Genomic DNA, 15,523 nt, shown 5'->3' with positions numbered 1-15,523 from the left:
CGCGCACCGGGGGATGAGCGGCGCGCGGGCGGCGGATAGTGCGTGCCGCGTTAGCCGACCACGAACAGCGGTTGGCCGTACTCGACCGCCTGGCCGTTTTCGACGAGGATTTCCTTGACCACGCCGGACTTGTCCGACTCGATCTCGTTGAGCAGCTTCATCGCTTCGATGATGCAGATGGTCTGGCCTTCCTTGACCGTGTCGCCGACCTGGACGAATGGATCGGCGCCCGGCGACGGCGCGCGGTAGAACGTGCCGACCATCGGCGAAGTCACGACGTGACCCTGCGGCGCAGCGGCGGCCGGGATGGCCGGAGCGCCTGCGGTGGCCGGCGGCTCGACAGCTGCCGGTGCGGCTTGCTGGAATTGCGGTGCGTAGGCAGACGGTTGAACGTAAACTGGCGGCGCATTCTTGACGATGCGGACCTTGCCCTCGCCCTCGGTCACTTCGAGTTCGGAAATACCGGACTCCGAGACGAGGTCGATCAGAGTTTTTAGTTTACGTAGATCCATCAGGGTGCCCCTTTTCAATGCGTTGTGTGCCGGCGTGTGCAAGCGTCCAGTAGCCGGCTCAAATTGGACGTGCTTGGATTCAGCCGCGCGACGAGCCGGCCGCGAGCCGGTCGAGCGCGAATTCGAGTGCGTACAGATACCCCTTCCAGCCGAGGCCGCAGATGACGCCCTCAGCCTGATCGGAGAAATACGAGTGATGCCTGAACGGTTCCCGGCGATGCACGTTCGACAGATGAATCTCGACGAACGGGATGCCGACACCGGCCAGTGCGTCCCGAATGGCCACGCTCGTGTGCGTGTACGCGGCGGGATTGATCAGAATGAAATCGGTTTTCTCGGTGCGGGCCGCCTGAATGCGGTCGACCAGCGCGCCTTCGTGGTTGCTCTGGAACGACGCGAGTTCGACGCCTGCGTCGGCTGCGCGGTCCGCCAGCGCCTGATCGATCTGCGGCAGGGTCACGCGACCGTAGACCTCGGGTTCCCGTGTGCCGAGAAGATTCAGGTTGGGTCCGTGCAGTACCAGCAGTCGCGTCATGGTCGCTTCTTTTTCCGTGGAATTGCGCGCACTTTAGCGCTGATTAGAGAAACTTGTCTAGTTTCGTGCGCGTACGCGGCGGCGGGCCGCGCTGGCGGCCGCGTGGCCGTGGGAACAACTTCACTCAAATTCGGGAATCATCCGCGTATTTTTGCGCGTTCTGCACGGAATCGGATGGCAAAAAGCGCAGCGCGAGAAATCGGAAATTTACAGGGTATCGAGCGTCCGGCGCAGCGCCGCGGGGTCGATCTGGCCCAATTTTGTCGAGCGGATGTTGCCTTTTGCGTCGATCACGACGGTAAAGGGCAAACCGCCCGCATTGTTACCGAACGCGCGCGCGAGGTCGGCGCCGCCGAAGCCGGTCACGTAGATGGGGTACGCGACCTTGACCCTTTGCAGGAAGGTCTGGATGTTTTGTTCCGAGTCGACGCCGAGGCCGACGAACTGGATGCCTTTCTTCGCGTACTCGCGCTGGATCTGAGACAGCGCCGGCATTTCCTCGACGCACGGACCGCACCACGACGCCCAGAAGTTGACGACGATCGGGTGGCCCTTGAGCAGGCTCAGCGACTGAGGCTTGCCGTCGAGGTTCGTGACCGGTGCGCTCCACAACTGCTGGACGGGGTTCGCACGGGTGTCGGACTGTGACCCGGTCTGTGCGTCGGCTTGCGACGCGTACGCGACGTCGGTGCCGCGATTGAGCCAGTGATTGGCCAGCACGCCGCCGCCGGCGGCGGCCAGCGCGACGACCACGCCCACCAGCATACGTCTCGTATTCATCGTGCTCCGTTCCGTCTGATCAAGTGGTGAAGGACGGCACTTCGTCGCCGTCGAGCAGCGCCTGCACCGCCTGCAGATTCGCCCGCGCCGTGCGGCCGCGCGCGTCGGCGCGCACCGCGCCGCGCAGATCGTCGGTTTCGTACAGCGCGACGTGGATGCCGACCGGCTCGGCGTTGCGCTCGCCCGCGGGGCGCCACAGGAAGCTCAGCGTCTCCACGTAGCCGCGGCCCGCGAAGTGGCGCGTTTCCGACACGTCGTACTGGATGTTTGCATTGAGCATGTAGATCGCGACTTCTTTCGGGTTGTCGCAAAACACCTGCAGATGCACGTCCGAATGCTCGCCGGCCGTGCCGCCGAGCACCGCGCCCGTCAGATATGGATTGAACGGCGCGAGCCGCTCCATCCAGTCGACCGCGATCATGCGCAGGCGCCGCAGCAGCGCCGGCTGGCTGTCGCTCTGGAACAGCGCCTGATATTCGCGGATTTCTTCTTCGATCTGATCGTTGTCCGGCAGCCATTCGCCGGCAACACGAGTCTCGCCGACGACCTGCCGGGCCGCCTTGCGCTTCGCGCTGGCATAATCCAGGCCGTCTTCGGCAACCAGGCGTGCCGCCGCGATTGCGATTTCCTCGCGCACGCGCTGCGGATCGAAATGTGATTTGCGGACCATCTTTGCATGATACTCGATCGAGCCTGGCGACGCGGTTCGGCGGCCCGCACGGGGCGGCGTCGGGCACGGCCGGCAGGGGGCAGCGCGCGCCGCGTCGGTTACAATAGGCGTCCTTTGCAGACGGTCGTTCCGGCCGTCCTGTGGCTCTCCCATCCCTCGCAAGAAACGCCCCCGCGGCACGACAGCTTATGCATATCCACATCCTCGGCATCTGCGGCACGTTCATGGGCGGTCTCGCGGTGCTCGCGCGCAATGCGGGCCACACGGTGACCGGCTGCGACGCCGGCGTCTATCCGCCGATGAGCACGCAGCTCGAGGCGCAAGGCATCCGTCTGATCGAGGGTTACGACGCGGGCCAGCTGAACGGCCTGGACGCGGATCTGTTCGTGATCGGCAACGTGGTCACGCGCGGCAACCCGCTGATGGAAGCGATTCTCGACCGCGGCCTGCCGTACGTGTCCGGTCCGCAATGGCTCGGCGAGCACGTGCTGAACGGCAAGTGGGTGCTGGCTGTGGCCGGCACGCACGGCAAGACCACCACGAGCTCGATGCTGACCTGGCTGCTCGAAGACGCGGGCCTGAACCCGGGCTTCCTGATCGGCGGCGTGCCGCTGAATTTCGGCGTGTCGGCGCGGCTCACCGATTCGAGCTTTTTCGTGATCGAAGCCGACGAATACGACACCGCGTTCTTCGACAAACGCTCGAAGTTCGTCCATTACCGCCCGAAAACAGCGGTGCTGAACAATCTCGAATTCGATCACGCCGACATCTTCCCGGATCTCGCCGCGATCGAAACGCAGTTCCATCATCTGATCCGCACGGTGCCACGCCTCGGGCGCGTCGTCACGAACGGCCGCGAGGACGCGCTCGAGCGCGTGCTGACGCACGGCTGCTGGAGCGAGGTCGAGCGCTTCGGCGTACAGGGCGGCTGGGAAATTCAACCGGCGGAACAGGGCGAGCCCGTCGATGAACGCTTCGCCGTCTATCACAACGGCGAGCGCGTCGGCGTGGTCGACTGGCAGGTGCAGGGCGAGCATAACCGCATGAACGCGCTCGCCGCGATCGCCGCCGCGCGCCACGTCGGCGTGCCGCCCACGCAGGCCGCAAAGTCGCTGTCAGGCTTTCGCAACGTGAAGCGCCGCATGGAAGTGCGCGGCAGCGTCGACGGCGTGACCGTGTACGACGACTTCGCGCATCACCCCACCGCGATCGGGACGACGGTGGCCGGGCTGCGCGCGCGCGTCGGCCGCGACCACACGCGGATTCTCGCCGTGCTCGAACCGCGCTCGAACACGATGAGGCTCGGCGTGATGAAAGCGCAACTGCCGGCGAGCCTCGCCGACGCCGACCTCGTGTTCGGCTACGGTGCGCCGAGCGGGCGCGACGCGCTCGGCTGGAACCTTGGCGAAGCGCTCGCCCCGCTCGACGGCAAGGCCCAGGCGTTCGACAATCTCGACGCGCTCGTGAAGGCGGTGGTCCACGCGGCGCGCCCCGGCGATCAGATTCTGGTGATGAGCAACGGCGGCTTCGGCGGCGTGCATCAGAAGCTGCTCGATGGTCTTTCGACGCGAGGCGCGGCGTGATTCTTTATCTGCACGGTTTCCGTTCGTCGCCCAATTCGTTCAAGGCGCGCCTGCTTGCGGCGCGTCTCGCCGAGCTGGGTCGCGCCGACGAGTGGTGCTGCCCGATGCTGCCGGTGTCCCCGTTCGAAACCGTGGCGCTCGCCGAATCGTTGGTGGCCGAGGCACGCGCGAAGGGCGATGCGCAGCCGGTGACGGTGATCGGCAGTTCGCTCGGCGGCTACTTCGCCACGCATCTGGCCGAGAAGCACGGCTGGCGGGCCGTGCTGCTGAACCCGGCGGTTGTGCCGCAGCGCGATCTGAGCGCCTATCTCGGCGAACAGCCGTTGTGGCACGGTGGCGGCAGCATCGTCGTCGAGCCGCATCATCTGGATGAGTTGCGCGCGCTTGGCGTCGCGTCGATCACGCGACCCGAACGCTATTATTTGATGGCAGCCACCGGCGACGAAGTGCTCGACTACCGCGAAATGCTCGCGCACTATCCGGGCGCGCGCACGACGTTGATCGAAGGCAGCGACCATGCGATTAGCGAGTTCGCGCAGTATCTCGGCGACGTACTGGCCTTTTGCGACGTCGCACACGTCGAGCCGCCGGTGCCGCGCGCGGCGGCCTGACGGCAGGCAAGGGCGGCGGCATCGTTCCCTGCAAGGACGTCAGTCAGAAAGACATACCGACCGCCACCGCTGGTCGCAGCATCCAACCCGCTGGCACGCGCAGTGCGCGCCGCGGATTCATTATCACGAACAGGTTGCCGAGCCGCGCATGCAGTGATCGATCGCCACAGAGCATCGGGCGCGCCGGCAGATGCAAGTCAGAACGAGAGTATTGAGTGAACGTTTTCTTCGAGGAATCGGGCAGTTTCAAGGCCGGCAGCGTGCTGTCGCGCCAGGGCGACGCGTTTCAGGTCGAGTTGCCGGGCGGGCGGCGCGCGAAGGTGCGCGCGAAGGACGTGCTGATCGAGTTCGACAAGCCCACCGCCGCCGAACTGATGCAGCAGGCCGACGCGTTGGCGCAAGAGATCGATCTCGACTTCCTGTGGGAATGCGCGCCGGACGACGAATTCCCGTTCGCGACGCTGGGCGCCGAGTACTTCGGCGCGAGCTTCGGCGCGATCGAGCGCGCGGCGCTGGTGCTGCGCATGCACGGCTCGCCGGTGTACTTCCGCCGCAAGGGCCGCGGCATGTACCAGCGCGCGCCGCAGGAGCAGCTGAAGATGGCGCTCGCGGGCCTCGAGCGCAAGCGTCAGCAGGCGCTCGTGCAGGCGCAGTACGAGGAAGAACTGAAGGAAGGCCGTCTGCCGGAAGCGTTCGCGGGTAGCAAGGGACTCGCGCTGCTGACGAAGCCCGACAAGAACACGATCGAATACAAGGCGCTTGAGGGCGCCGCGGCCGCGCGCGGCATCTCGCAGGCGCGGCTGATGCTCGAATGCGGCGCGATCGCGTCGCCGCGCGCGCTGCACGAGGCGAAGTTCCTGTCCGAGTTCTTCCCGCACGGCACTGCCTTCCCGCCCGTCGCGGCGGCGATCGTGCCCGACGATCTGCCGCAGGCCGACGTCGAAGCGTTTTCGATCGACGACATCACCACGACCGAAATCGACGACGCGTTCTCGGTCGAGCATCTGGCCGACGGCCGCGTGCGCATCGGCGTGCACATCGCCGCGCCGGCGCTCGGCATCCAGCGCGGCGACGACGTCGACGCGATCGCGCGCGCGCGTTTGTCGACGGTCTACATGCCCGGCGACAAGATCACGATGCTGCCCGACAGCGTCGTCGAAACCTTCACGCTCGCCGAAGGCGGGTATCGACCGGCGCTGTCGCTGTACGTGATCGTCAATCGCGACACGCAGGAGATCGTCGCGAGCGAAACGCGCGCCGAGCGCGTGTTCGTGAAAAACAACCTGCGCCACAACACGCTCGACGAAATCGTCACCGAAGCAGCGCTTGCCGAAGGCACCGGCGAGTACCTGCACAAGGACGATATCGCCGTGCTGTGGCCGTTCGCACAGGGGCTGTTCGAAAAGCGCCAGGCCGCGCGCGCGGGCTACGGTCTGCGCCGCGAAGTGCAGCGCAATACCGACTTCAATTTCTACGTCGACGGCGAGCACGTCACGATCACGCCGCGCAGGCGCGGCTCGCCGCTCGACACGATCGTCGCGGAACTGGCGATTCTCGCGAACTCGTCGTGGGGCGCGTTCCTGCACGATCACGGCGTGCCGGGCATCTATCGCACACAGCGCGCGTTCGGCGCGCCGAGCGGCCCGAAGCGCACGCGCATGCAGACCAACGCCGCGCCGCACGAAGGGCTCGGCGTCCCGCAATACGCGTGGAGCACATCGCCGCTGCGTCGCTACGTCGACCTCGTGAATCAGTGGCAGCTGATCGCGTGCGTGCAGCATGGCGTGACCGCCAAGCTCGCCGCGCCGTTCAAGCCGAAGGACGCCGATCTGTTCGCGGTCGTGCAAGGCTTCGACGACACCTACACCGCGTACGCGGACCACCAGCGCCGCATGGAGTACTTCTGGTGTCTGCGTTGGCTCAGGCAGGAAAACCGCAAGCAGGTGGTCGCGTCGGTGGTGAAGGGCGATCTCGTGCGTCTCGAGGAAATTCCGCTGCTGCTGCACGTGCCGGGCCTCGGCGTGCACGCGCGCGGCACGCGTTTGCAGATGGAAGTGATGTCGATCGATGAGCTGACGATCGAAGCGTCGGTGCGTCTGTTGCACGTGCTCGATGCGCCGACCGTCACGAGCGGCGCCGAAGCCGAAGAAGGCGAGGACGAGGGCGACGAAGCGCTGCTCGACGCATCCGATGACAGCGCCGAAAGCGAAGCCGAAGCCGAAGCCGAAGCCGACGGCGACAAGCCCAACGACAACCCCGGCGCTGACGAATCCGCGGCGAGCGGCGACGGCAACGACGCCGCGAACCCGGCCGACGATCAACACATCACGGAGCCGGGACGATGAGCGGCAACCCCACGCGCGACCGCTACGCAGTCGTCGGCAACCCGGTCGGGCACAGCAAGTCGCCGTTCATCCACGGCCGCTTCGCCGCGCAAACCGGCGAGGCGGTCGACTACGGCCATCTGCTCGCGCCAGTCGACGCGTTCGTGCCGCACGTGCGCGCGTTCATCGAAGCGGGCGGGCGCGGCCTGAACGTGACGGTGCCGTTCAAGCTCGACGCGCATGCGTTCGCGAACACGCTGTCGCCGCGCGCGGCGGCGGCTGGCGCGGTGAATACGTTGCGTGTCGACGCCGACGGCATCTACGGCGACAACACGGATGGCTTCGGCCTCGTACGCGACATCGAGGTGAATCTCGGCGTGCGGCTGAAAGGCGCGCGCATCCTGCTGCTCGGCGCGGGCGGTGCCGCGCGCGGCGTCGTGCTGCCGATGCTCGAGCGGGCGCCGCATTCGCTGACGATCGTCAATCGCACGGCGCAGAAGGCCGAGGCGCTGGTCGACCAGTTCGCGCAGGCCGCGCGCGACGCGCACTGCCGGCTGACGGGCGGCAGCGCCCGCGCGATCGAAGCGGGCCAGTACGACGTGATCGTCAACGCGACCGCAGGCAGCCTCGACGCCTCGTTGCCCGAGTGCGATGACCGTGCGTTCGGCAACGGCACGCTCGCCTACGACATGATGTACGGCGCGCATCCGACCGTCTTCATGCAGCACGCGGCGAAGCTCGGCGCGCGCGGCGCCGACGGCCTCGGCATGCTGGTCGAGCAGGCCGCCGAATCGTTCTATGTGTGGCGCGGCGTGCGTCCCGACGGCGCGCCGGTGCTCGCCGAATTGCGCGCGCTGCTGGCGGCGCCGTCGCCCGTGTAACGCCAGCGCGCGGACAGCACGTACCATGACAGCGACGCGGCGCGCTAGCGGTTCGCGCGGCCAGGCCGGCCCGCTGCGCTGGCTCGCCTGGCTGATCGCGGTCGTGGTCATCGCCTGGCTCGCGACGCAGGCGTACTACTTCGCGCAGATCGCGATCTGGAACGTCGTCAATCCGCGCTCGACCGCGTTCATGCGCTCGGACGCGTGGCGTCTGTCGCAGGACCGGCCGGATCTGTCGGTGCAGCGCACGTGGATGCGTTACGACCAGATCTCGCGCAATCTGAAGCGCGCGATCATCGCGTCCGAGGACGCCAACTTCGTCAACAACAAAGGCTACGAAACCGACGCGATCCTGCAGGCATGGGAGCGCAACAAGGCGCAGGGCCGGATCGTGCGCGGCGGCTCGACGATCTCGCAGCAGCTTGCGCGCAACCTGTTCCTGTCGCGCGAGAAAAGCTATATCCGCAAAGGCCAGGAGCTGATCATCACGTGGATGCTCGAAACCCTGATGGACAAGCAGCGCATCTTCGAGATCTATCTGAACTCGGTCGAATGGGGCAACGGCGTGTACGGCGCCGAAGCGGCCGCGCAGTACTACTTCAAGACGTCGGCGAGCAAGCTCACGGCCGCGCAGTCGGCGCGGCTCGCCGTGATGTTGCCGCGCCCCAAATATTTCGATGAACACAGGAATTCGGCGTATCTCGCGCAACGCGCGCGGGTGATCGCGCGGCGTATGGGCGCGGCCGAATTGCCGGATTGAACGAGCCTCGATGAAGTTGGCCTGCTCCGAAGCCCGCCTCGCGCGGGCTTTTTTGCGTCCGCAGAGAGGGACGCGACGGTTCGCTAAACACTCGATCACCACTAAAATCTCATTATCTGGACTCAACATTCACATATTGGTGATTCTCAAAAGTCGCCCTACAATCCAAACCAACATGCATCGCGAGTCGCCGCGCCAGCGCGCCGATACACCGAACCGCGACAGAAAAAAACGGAGACGAGACCGACCATGTCTGGCAGCCAACCACAGCAGCCGCGCGAGCGCGGCGCCGCACGCATTCCCGCCCTGTTCTCCGGCCCCGCGCGCTAAGCGCAGAAACCATCCGAAAGCGAATCGCCATGAACAAAGCGATGCCCACTCACGCCGCCAGCGCGGCCGAGGCCGCGCAGGGGTCGAACGGCAGGCCGAACAGCGCGCCGAATCCCGCGCCCAATTCCGCGCCGCGCGAGGCTTCTGCCGTCACCGCCAATGTCGCCGCCAGTGCGTCCGCTACCGCGAGGGCGTCGCGCCCGGTGGCGCGCGCGGCGACCGTCGACGGACTCGGGCTGCCGGTCACGCTGCTGGAAATCACGCCGCAGCAGGCCGGCACGCAGACGCTGCTGCGCGGCCTCGCGATTCTCGAGGCGGCCGCGGCCGGCGTGCGCGATCTGCGCAGCTTCGGCGCCGCGCTCGGCACGACCCGCAGCACCACGCACCGGCTCGTCAGCAGCCTCGTGCAGGCGCGCTATCTGCGCCAGGTGCAGGGCGGCTATCTGCTCGGGCCGAAGCTGATCGAGCTCGGCACGATCGCGCTCGAACAGATGCCGCTGACGGCGGTCGCGCGTCCGCACCTGGAGTCGCTCGCCGAGCAGACGCTCGACACGATCCACCTCGGCGTGCGCGACGGCGACGACGTGCTGTACATCGACAAGATCCCCGGCACCCGCGGCCTCGAAATGCGCTCGCGCGTCGGCCATCGGATGCCGCTCGCGTCGACCGGCATCGGCAAGGCGATGATGCTCGACCTCGCGCCGGACGCGTGGCAGTCGCTGTTCGACGCGTCGCGCCGCGCGCTCGCGGGCGTCAGCTTCAAGCCGGACAACCGCCCCGACGCGCCGACCTTCCTGCAGCGCATGACCAGCTACGCGGCCGGCGGCTACACGTTCGACCTCGAGGAGAACGAAGCGGCGATCCGCTGCGTCGCGGCGCCGGTGCGCGACGCGTCGGGCGCGATCGTCGCGGCGCTGTCGGTGGCGAGCACGATTCCCTATATGCCGCTCGAACGGATGGACGAGCTGATTCCGGTCGTGCAGCGCGAGGCGCGCGCAATATCGGAAGAACTCGGTTGGCGCGCACCGCAACCGGCCACGCGCAGGATCAAGCGATGAAACAAGCGGGCACCGCCACGCTGGCGAACCACCAGGCGGCCGCCGCGCCCGACACGGGCGTGAAGCCGGACGCGGTCGATGCCGTCGATAGCGCCGCCGTCGATTTCACGCACGCCGCGCTGATCGCGCTCGACTGGGGCACGACGTCGCTGCGCGCCTATCTGTTCGACGCGCACGGTCGCGTGTTGGCGACGCGCGCATCGCCGGCCGGCATCATGAATTTGCCGCGTAGCGCGGCCGACGGCGGCTTCGACGCCGCGTTCGACGACGCCTGCGGCGCATGGCTCGAACACGCGCGCGGCGTGCCGGTGATTGCAGCGGGGATGGTCGGCAGCGCGCAGGGCTGGCTCGAAGCGCCGTATATCGATACACCCGCGAACGCCGATGCACTGGTGGCCGGTATCGTCCGCGTGCAGACCGCGAGCGGCGCGACGCTGCACATCGTGCCGGGCGTACTGCAGCGCGGCGAGCTGCCCAACGTGATGCGCGGCGAGGAGACCCAGATTTTCGGCGCGCTCGGCGCGGACGCGAATGGCGCCGCAGGCGCGAACTCCGTCGACAGCAACGCCCGCTCACTGATCGGCTTGCCCGGCACGCATGCGAAATGGGCGGTCGTGCAGGCAGAGCGCATCGAGCGTTTTCATACGTTCATGACCGGCGAGGTGTTCGCCGCGCTGCGCGAGCACACGATTCTCGGGCGCACGATGGTCACGCCGGATCGTCCGGATACCGGGGCATTTCTGCGCGGCGTGAACATCGCGCGCGAGAACGGCCAGGCAGGCGTGCTCGCGACCGTATTCAGCACGCGCACGCTGGGCTTGACCGGCGAGCTGTCGAGCGAGGCGCAGCCCGACTATCTGTCGGGCCTGTTGATCGGACACGAACTCGCCGGCCTGGAAGCGGTACTCGCGCAGCAAGGCAGCTCGCTCGCGCAGCAGAGTCTGCGGCTGATCGGCAACGATGCGCTGTGCGAGCGCTACCGCCTCGCGCTCGCGCAATTCGGCTGTCTGCGCGCGGAGCCGGTCAGGCACGCGACCGAGCGCGGCCTGTGGCGCGTCGCCGTCGAAGCGGGGCTCGTGCGGCCATCCGCCCAGGCTGCGCGCGCCGGCTGACCGGCGGCGGAGCCCCTCACGACGCTCACGAAACAAGGAACCGACATGCAACCACACATCAATCTGCCCGCACCGTATATGCCGCACGCGGGTCTGATCGCCGCGTTCGAAGCCTGCCCGCTGATTGCGATTATGCGCGGCGTCACGCCCGCCGATGCGGCCGATCACGGCCAGGCCCTGTACGAAGCGGGGTTCCGCATCGTCGAAGTGCCGCTCAATTCGCCGCAGCCGTTCGACAGCATCTCGGCGATCCGCAAGGTGCTGCCTGCCGACGCGATCGTCGGCGCGGGCACGGTGTTGCATCCGCTGTTCGTCGACGACGTGAAGTCGGCGGGCGGCGAGCTCATCGTGATGCCGCACAGCGATCCCGAAGTCGTCATCGCCGCGAAGGCGCGGGGCCTTGCCTGCGCGCCCGGCGTCGCGACGCCGACCGAAGCGTTCATCGCGCTGAAGAACGGCGCGGATGTGCTGAAGATGTTCCCTGCCGAGCAACTCGGCTGCCAGGTCGTCAAAGCGTGGCGCGCGGTAATCGCCGCGCAGGTGCCGCTCGTGCCGGTCGGCGGCATCACGCCGGACAACATGGGGCCGTTCCTCAGCGCCGGCGCGAACGGTTTCGGCCTCGGCTCGGCGCTGTACAAGCCGGGCCAGAGCGCGGCGGTGACCGCGTCGCATGCGAAGGCGTTCATCAACGGTTTGCGGGTCGCCCGCGCGGGCGCGAAGAAATGAACCGGCTCGCCGGCAAAGCCGCTCTCGTGACGGGCGCTGGGCGCGGCATCGGCGCGGCGATCGCGCTGGCGTTCGCGCGCGAGGGCGCGGCGGTCGTGCTGGCGGAACTCGACCTCGAGCTGGCGCAGCGCACGGCCGCGCAGATCGAGTCAGAAGTTGGCACCGGCGCCGGCGCGCGCGTGCTCGCGGTGCAGACCGACGTGACGCAACCCGCGTCGGTGCAGCATGCGGTCGGCGAAGGGCAACGCGCATTCGGCGCGCTCGACATCCTCGTCAACAACGCGGGCATCAACGTGTTCTGCGATCCGCTGACGATGACCGACGCCGACTGGCGGCGCTGCTTCGCGGTCGATCTCGACGGCGTGTGGAACGGCTGTCGCGCGGTGCTGCCGGGCATGGTCGAGCGCGGCGCGGGCAGCATCGTGAACATCGCGTCGACGCACGCGTTCAAGATCATTCCGGGCTGCTTTCCGTACCCGGTCGCGAAGCACGGCGTGATTGGCCTGACGCGCGCGCTCGGCATCGAGTACGCGCCGCGCAACGTGCGCGTGAACGCGATCGCCCCGGGCTACATCGAGACGCAGCTGACGCACGACTGGTGGAACGAGCAGCCCGATCCGGCCGCCGCGAAGCAGGCGACGCTCGATCTGCAGCCGATGAAGCGCATCGGCCGCCCGGAGGAGGTGGCGATGACCGCGGTGTTCCTCGCGTCGGACGAAGCGCCGTTCATCAACGCGAGCTGCATCACCGTCGATGGCGGGCGCTCGGTGCTTTACCACGACTGAATTCGCGTCGCCAGGAGACGCACAGAACACCGGACGACGCGCTGGCCGCGTGTGTCATACCGGTACAAGAAGACGCGGCCGATTACCTTCTCGTTATCAATTAGTCAGGAGACACGTATTATGAAACGCAGAATTTTCCTCACGCTGGCAGCGGCGGCGGCGGGTGTGCTCTTCAACGCACCGGTCGTACAGGCCGCCGATTCGGTCAAGATCGGCTTCCTCGTGAAGCAGCCGGAAGAGCCGTGGTTCCAGGACGAATGGAAGTTCGCCGAGATGGCGGCCAAGCAGAAGGGCTTCACGCTCGTGAAGATCGGCGCGCCGTCGGGCGAGAAGGTGATGAGCGCAATCGATAACCTCGCCGCGCAGAAGGCGCAGGGCTTCGTGATCTGCACGCCCGACGTCAAGCTCGGGCCGGGCATCGTCGCGAAGGCGAAGGCTGACGGGCTGAAGATGATGACGGTCGACGACCGCCTCGTCGACGGCGCGGGCAAGCCGATCGAAGCGGTGCCGCACATGGGCATCTCGGCGTATAACATCGGCAAGCAGGTCGGCGACGGCATCGCGGCTGAAATCAAGAAACGCGGCTGGGACATGAAGGACGTCGGCGCGATCGACGTGACCTACGAGCAGTTGCCGACCGCGCATGACCGCACCACCGGCGCAACCGACGCGCTGGTCGCAGCGGGCTTCCCGAAAGCGAACATTATTACCGCGCCGCAGGCGAAGACCGACACGGAAAACGCGTTCAACGCCGCCAACATCGCGCTGACGAAGAACCCGCAGTTCAAGCACTGGGTCGCTTACGCGCTGAACGACGAAGGCGTGCTCGGCGCGGTGCGCGCAGCGGAAGGCCGTGGCTTCAAGGCCGACAACATGATCGGCATCGGCATCGGCGGTTCGGAGTCCGCGATGAACGAGTTCAAGAAGCCGCAGCCGACGGGCTTCTACGGCACCGTGATCATCAGCCCGAAGCGCCACGGCGAAGAAACGTCGGAACTGATGTACGCGTGGATCACGCAAGGCAAGGAACCGCCGCTGTTGACGCTGACGACCGGCATGCTGGCGACGCGCGACAACGTCGGCGAAGTGCGCGAGAAGATGGGCCTCGCGTCGAAGTAGTCGCAAGACTTGCGGTGGTATGAAGTACACCGCCGGCGCGTCGCTTTCCCTGCCTATCGCAGGAGACGGCGCGTCGGCGGCGACAGAAGATCTGCGGTAGCCAGACGGATCGCGCGCGATACGCGTACGGTCAACATGAAGAAGGAGGCGAAGTGTCAGTGACGCTACGTTTTGACAATATCGGCAAGGTTTTTCCAGGCGTGCGTGCGCTCGACGGTGTGTCCTTCGACGTCAACGTCGGCCAGGTGCACGGCCTGATGGGCGAAAACGGCGCCGGGAAATCGACGCTGCTGAAAATTCTCGGCGGCGAGTATCAGCCCGATTCGGGCCACATGATGATCGACGGCAAAGAGGTGCGCTTTCCGAGCGCGGCCGCGTCGATCAATGCCGGCATCGCGGTGATTCACCAGGAACTGCAGTACGTGCCCGACCTCACGGTCGCGGAGAATCTGCTGCTCGGCCAGTTGCCCAATGCGCTCGGCTGGGTCAACAAGCGCGAGGCGAAGCGCTTCGTGCGCGAACGGCTCGAAGCGATGGGCGTCGCGCTCGATCCGAACGCGAAGCTGCGCAAGCTGTCGATCGCGCAGCGGCAGATGGTCGAAATCTGCAAGGCGCTGATGCGCAACGCGCGCGTGATCGCACTCGACGAGCCGACCAGCTCGCTGTCGCATCGCGAGACCGAGGTGCTGTTCAAGCTGGTGCGCGATTTACGCGCCGACAACCGCGCGATGATCTACATCTCGCACCGCATGGACGAGATCTACCAGCTGTGCGACGCGTGCACGATCTTCCGTGACGGTCGCAAGGTTGCGTCGCATCCCACGCTCGAAGGCGTGTCGCGCGACACGATCGTCAGCGAGATGGTCGGGCGCGAAATTTCGGATATCTACAGCTATTCGGCGCGGCCGCTCGGTGAAGTGCGCTTCGCGGCGAAGGCGATCGAAGGTCATCCGCTCGCCCAGCCGGCGAGCTTCGAGGTGCGGCGCGGCGAGATCGTCGGCTTCTTCGGACTCGTTGGCGCGGGCCGCAGCGAACTGATGCATCTGGTGTACGGCGCCGAGCATAAAAAGTGCGGCGAACTCACGCTCGACGGCAAGCCGATCAAGGTGCGCAGCGCGGGCGAGGCGATCAAACACGGCATCGTGCTGTGCCCCGAGGATCGCAAGGAAGAGGGCATCGTCGCGATGGCGAGCGTCGCGGAGAACATCAACATCAGCTGCCGCCGTCACTATCTGCGCGCGGGCGTGTTTCTCGATCGCAAGAAGGAGGCGCAGACGGCCGACCGTTTCATCAAGCTGCTGAAGATCAAGACCCCGCATCGCCGGCAGAAGATCCGCTTCCTGTCGGGCGGCAACCAGCAGAAGGCGATTCTGTCACGCTGGCTCGCCGAGCCCGATCTGAAAGTCGTGATTCTCGACGAGCCGACACGCGGCATCGACGTCGGCGCGAAGCATGAGATCTATAACGTCATCTATCAGCTTGCGGAGCGCGGCTGCGCGATCGTGATGATTTCGTCGGAATTGCCCGAAGTGCTCGGCGTGTCCGACCGGATCGTCGTGATGCGCCAGGGCCGCATTTCCGGCGAGCTCGCGCGCAAGGACGCGACCGAGCAGTCGGTGCTGAGCCTCGCGCTGCCGCAAAGCTCGACCGCGCTGCCTGATAACGCAAACCCGAACGCAAATGGGAATGCCGACGCCGCCAACCAGAGCGCGTCGCGCGCGGCCTGAACCTGATCCG

At 66.7% G+C, this 15,523-nt stretch carries 15 protein-coding genes; 11 read left to right on the top strand and 4 right to left on the bottom strand.

Annotation, left to right across the window (positions count from 1 at the left end):
• Positions 1-50: 50 nt before the first annotated feature.
• The 4 genes from accB to OKW43_RS30795 all read right to left on the bottom strand — a co-directional run bounded on the left by accB (position 51) and on the right by OKW43_RS30795 (position 2,497).
• Entirely contained in the window at positions 51-512 is a 462-nt protein-coding gene (gene accB / locus OKW43_RS30810) for an acetyl-CoA carboxylase biotin carboxyl carrier protein (RefSeq protein WP_187636708.1), read from the bottom strand.
• 79 nt (positions 513-591) lie between these two features.
• Positions 592-1,047, bottom strand: a complete 456-nt coding sequence (aroQ, locus tag OKW43_RS30805; protein ID WP_175149027.1) for a type II 3-dehydroquinate dehydratase — start codon at positions 1,045-1,047, stop codon at positions 592-594.
• Positions 1,048-1,254: 207 nt separating this feature from the next.
• Positions 1,255-1,827 carry a TlpA family protein disulfide reductase gene (locus OKW43_RS30800; RefSeq protein WP_429451588.1) on the bottom strand — a complete coding sequence of 191 codons (573 nt, stop codon included), beginning with the start codon at positions 1,825-1,827 and terminating at the stop codon, positions 1,255-1,257.
• Between the two features lie 19 nt (positions 1,828-1,846).
• Positions 1,847-2,497 (bottom strand): UDP-N-acetylmuramate--alanine ligase, encoded by a 651-nt coding sequence (locus OKW43_RS30795; RefSeq protein ID WP_187636706.1) that lies wholly within the window; start codon positions 2,495-2,497, stop codon positions 1,847-1,849.
• Positions 2,498-2,685: 188 nt separating this feature from the next.
• Between OKW43_RS30795 and mpl the strand changes: the two genes are divergently transcribed.
• The 11 genes from mpl to araG all read left to right on the top strand — a co-directional run bounded on the left by mpl (position 2,686) and on the right by araG (position 15,513).
• Positions 2,686-4,080 (top strand): UDP-N-acetylmuramate:L-alanyl-gamma-D-glutamyl-meso-diaminopimelate ligase, encoded by a 1,395-nt coding sequence (mpl, locus tag OKW43_RS30790; RefSeq protein WP_429451585.1) that lies wholly within the window; start codon positions 2,686-2,688, stop codon positions 4,078-4,080.
• Positions 4,077-4,691, top strand: a complete 615-nt coding sequence (locus OKW43_RS30785; protein ID WP_429451583.1) for a YqiA/YcfP family alpha/beta fold hydrolase — start codon at positions 4,077-4,079, stop codon at positions 4,689-4,691. The genes mpl and OKW43_RS30785 overlap by 4 nt, the downstream gene beginning before the upstream one ends.
• A gap of 215 nt (positions 4,692-4,906) precedes the next feature.
• Positions 4,907-7,036, top strand: coding sequence for a ribonuclease catalytic domain-containing protein (locus OKW43_RS30780; protein WP_429451581.1), 2,130 nt, complete (start codon positions 4,907-4,909; stop codon positions 7,034-7,036).
• Positions 7,033-7,896, top strand: coding sequence for a shikimate dehydrogenase (gene aroE / locus OKW43_RS30775; protein WP_429451579.1), 864 nt, complete (start codon positions 7,033-7,035; stop codon positions 7,894-7,896). The genes OKW43_RS30780 and aroE overlap by 4 nt, the downstream gene beginning before the upstream one ends.
• A 25-nt stretch (positions 7,897-7,921) precedes the next feature.
• The gene (mtgA, locus tag OKW43_RS30770; RefSeq protein WP_187636701.1) at positions 7,922-8,656 is read left to right on the top strand and encodes a monofunctional biosynthetic peptidoglycan transglycosylase; all 735 of its coding nucleotides are present in this window, start codon (positions 7,922-7,924) and stop codon (positions 8,654-8,656) included.
• A 359-nt stretch (positions 8,657-9,015) separates the two neighbouring features.
• Positions 9,016-10,044, top strand: a complete 1,029-nt coding sequence (locus OKW43_RS30765) for an IclR family transcriptional regulator (RefSeq protein WP_187636700.1) — start codon at positions 9,016-9,018, stop codon at positions 10,042-10,044.
• Entirely contained in the window at positions 10,041-11,156 is a 1,116-nt protein-coding gene (locus tag OKW43_RS30760; RefSeq protein WP_429451577.1) for a 2-dehydro-3-deoxygalactonokinase, read from the top strand. The genes OKW43_RS30765 and OKW43_RS30760 overlap by 4 nt, the downstream gene beginning before the upstream one ends.
• Before the next feature lie 45 nt (positions 11,157-11,201).
• Positions 11,202-11,882, top strand: coding sequence for a 2-dehydro-3-deoxy-6-phosphogalactonate aldolase (locus tag OKW43_RS30755; RefSeq protein ID WP_429451575.1), 681 nt, complete (start codon positions 11,202-11,204; stop codon positions 11,880-11,882).
• The gene (locus OKW43_RS30750; RefSeq protein WP_187636697.1) at positions 11,879-12,667 is read left to right on the top strand and encodes an SDR family oxidoreductase; all 789 of its coding nucleotides are present in this window, start codon (positions 11,879-11,881) and stop codon (positions 12,665-12,667) included. The genes OKW43_RS30755 and OKW43_RS30750 overlap by 4 nt, the downstream gene beginning before the upstream one ends.
• Before the next feature lie 120 nt (positions 12,668-12,787).
• On the top strand, positions 12,788-13,786 hold the full coding sequence (locus tag OKW43_RS30745; protein ID WP_027198868.1) for an arabinose ABC transporter substrate-binding protein: 999 nt from the start codon (positions 12,788-12,790) through the stop codon (positions 13,784-13,786).
• Positions 13,787-13,938: 152 nt separating this feature from the next.
• The gene (gene araG, locus OKW43_RS30740; protein ID WP_429451571.1) at positions 13,939-15,513 is read left to right on the top strand and encodes an L-arabinose ABC transporter ATP-binding protein AraG; all 1,575 of its coding nucleotides are present in this window, start codon (positions 13,939-13,941) and stop codon (positions 15,511-15,513) included.
• Positions 15,514-15,523: the final 10 nt, after the last annotated feature.

Source organism: Paraburkholderia sp. WC7.3g (assembly GCF_050436345.1).
GTDB lineage: Bacteria > Pseudomonadota > Gammaproteobacteria > Burkholderiales > Burkholderiaceae > Paraburkholderia > Paraburkholderia podalyriae.
This window is presented reverse-complemented; position numbering and strand designations above follow the sequence as displayed.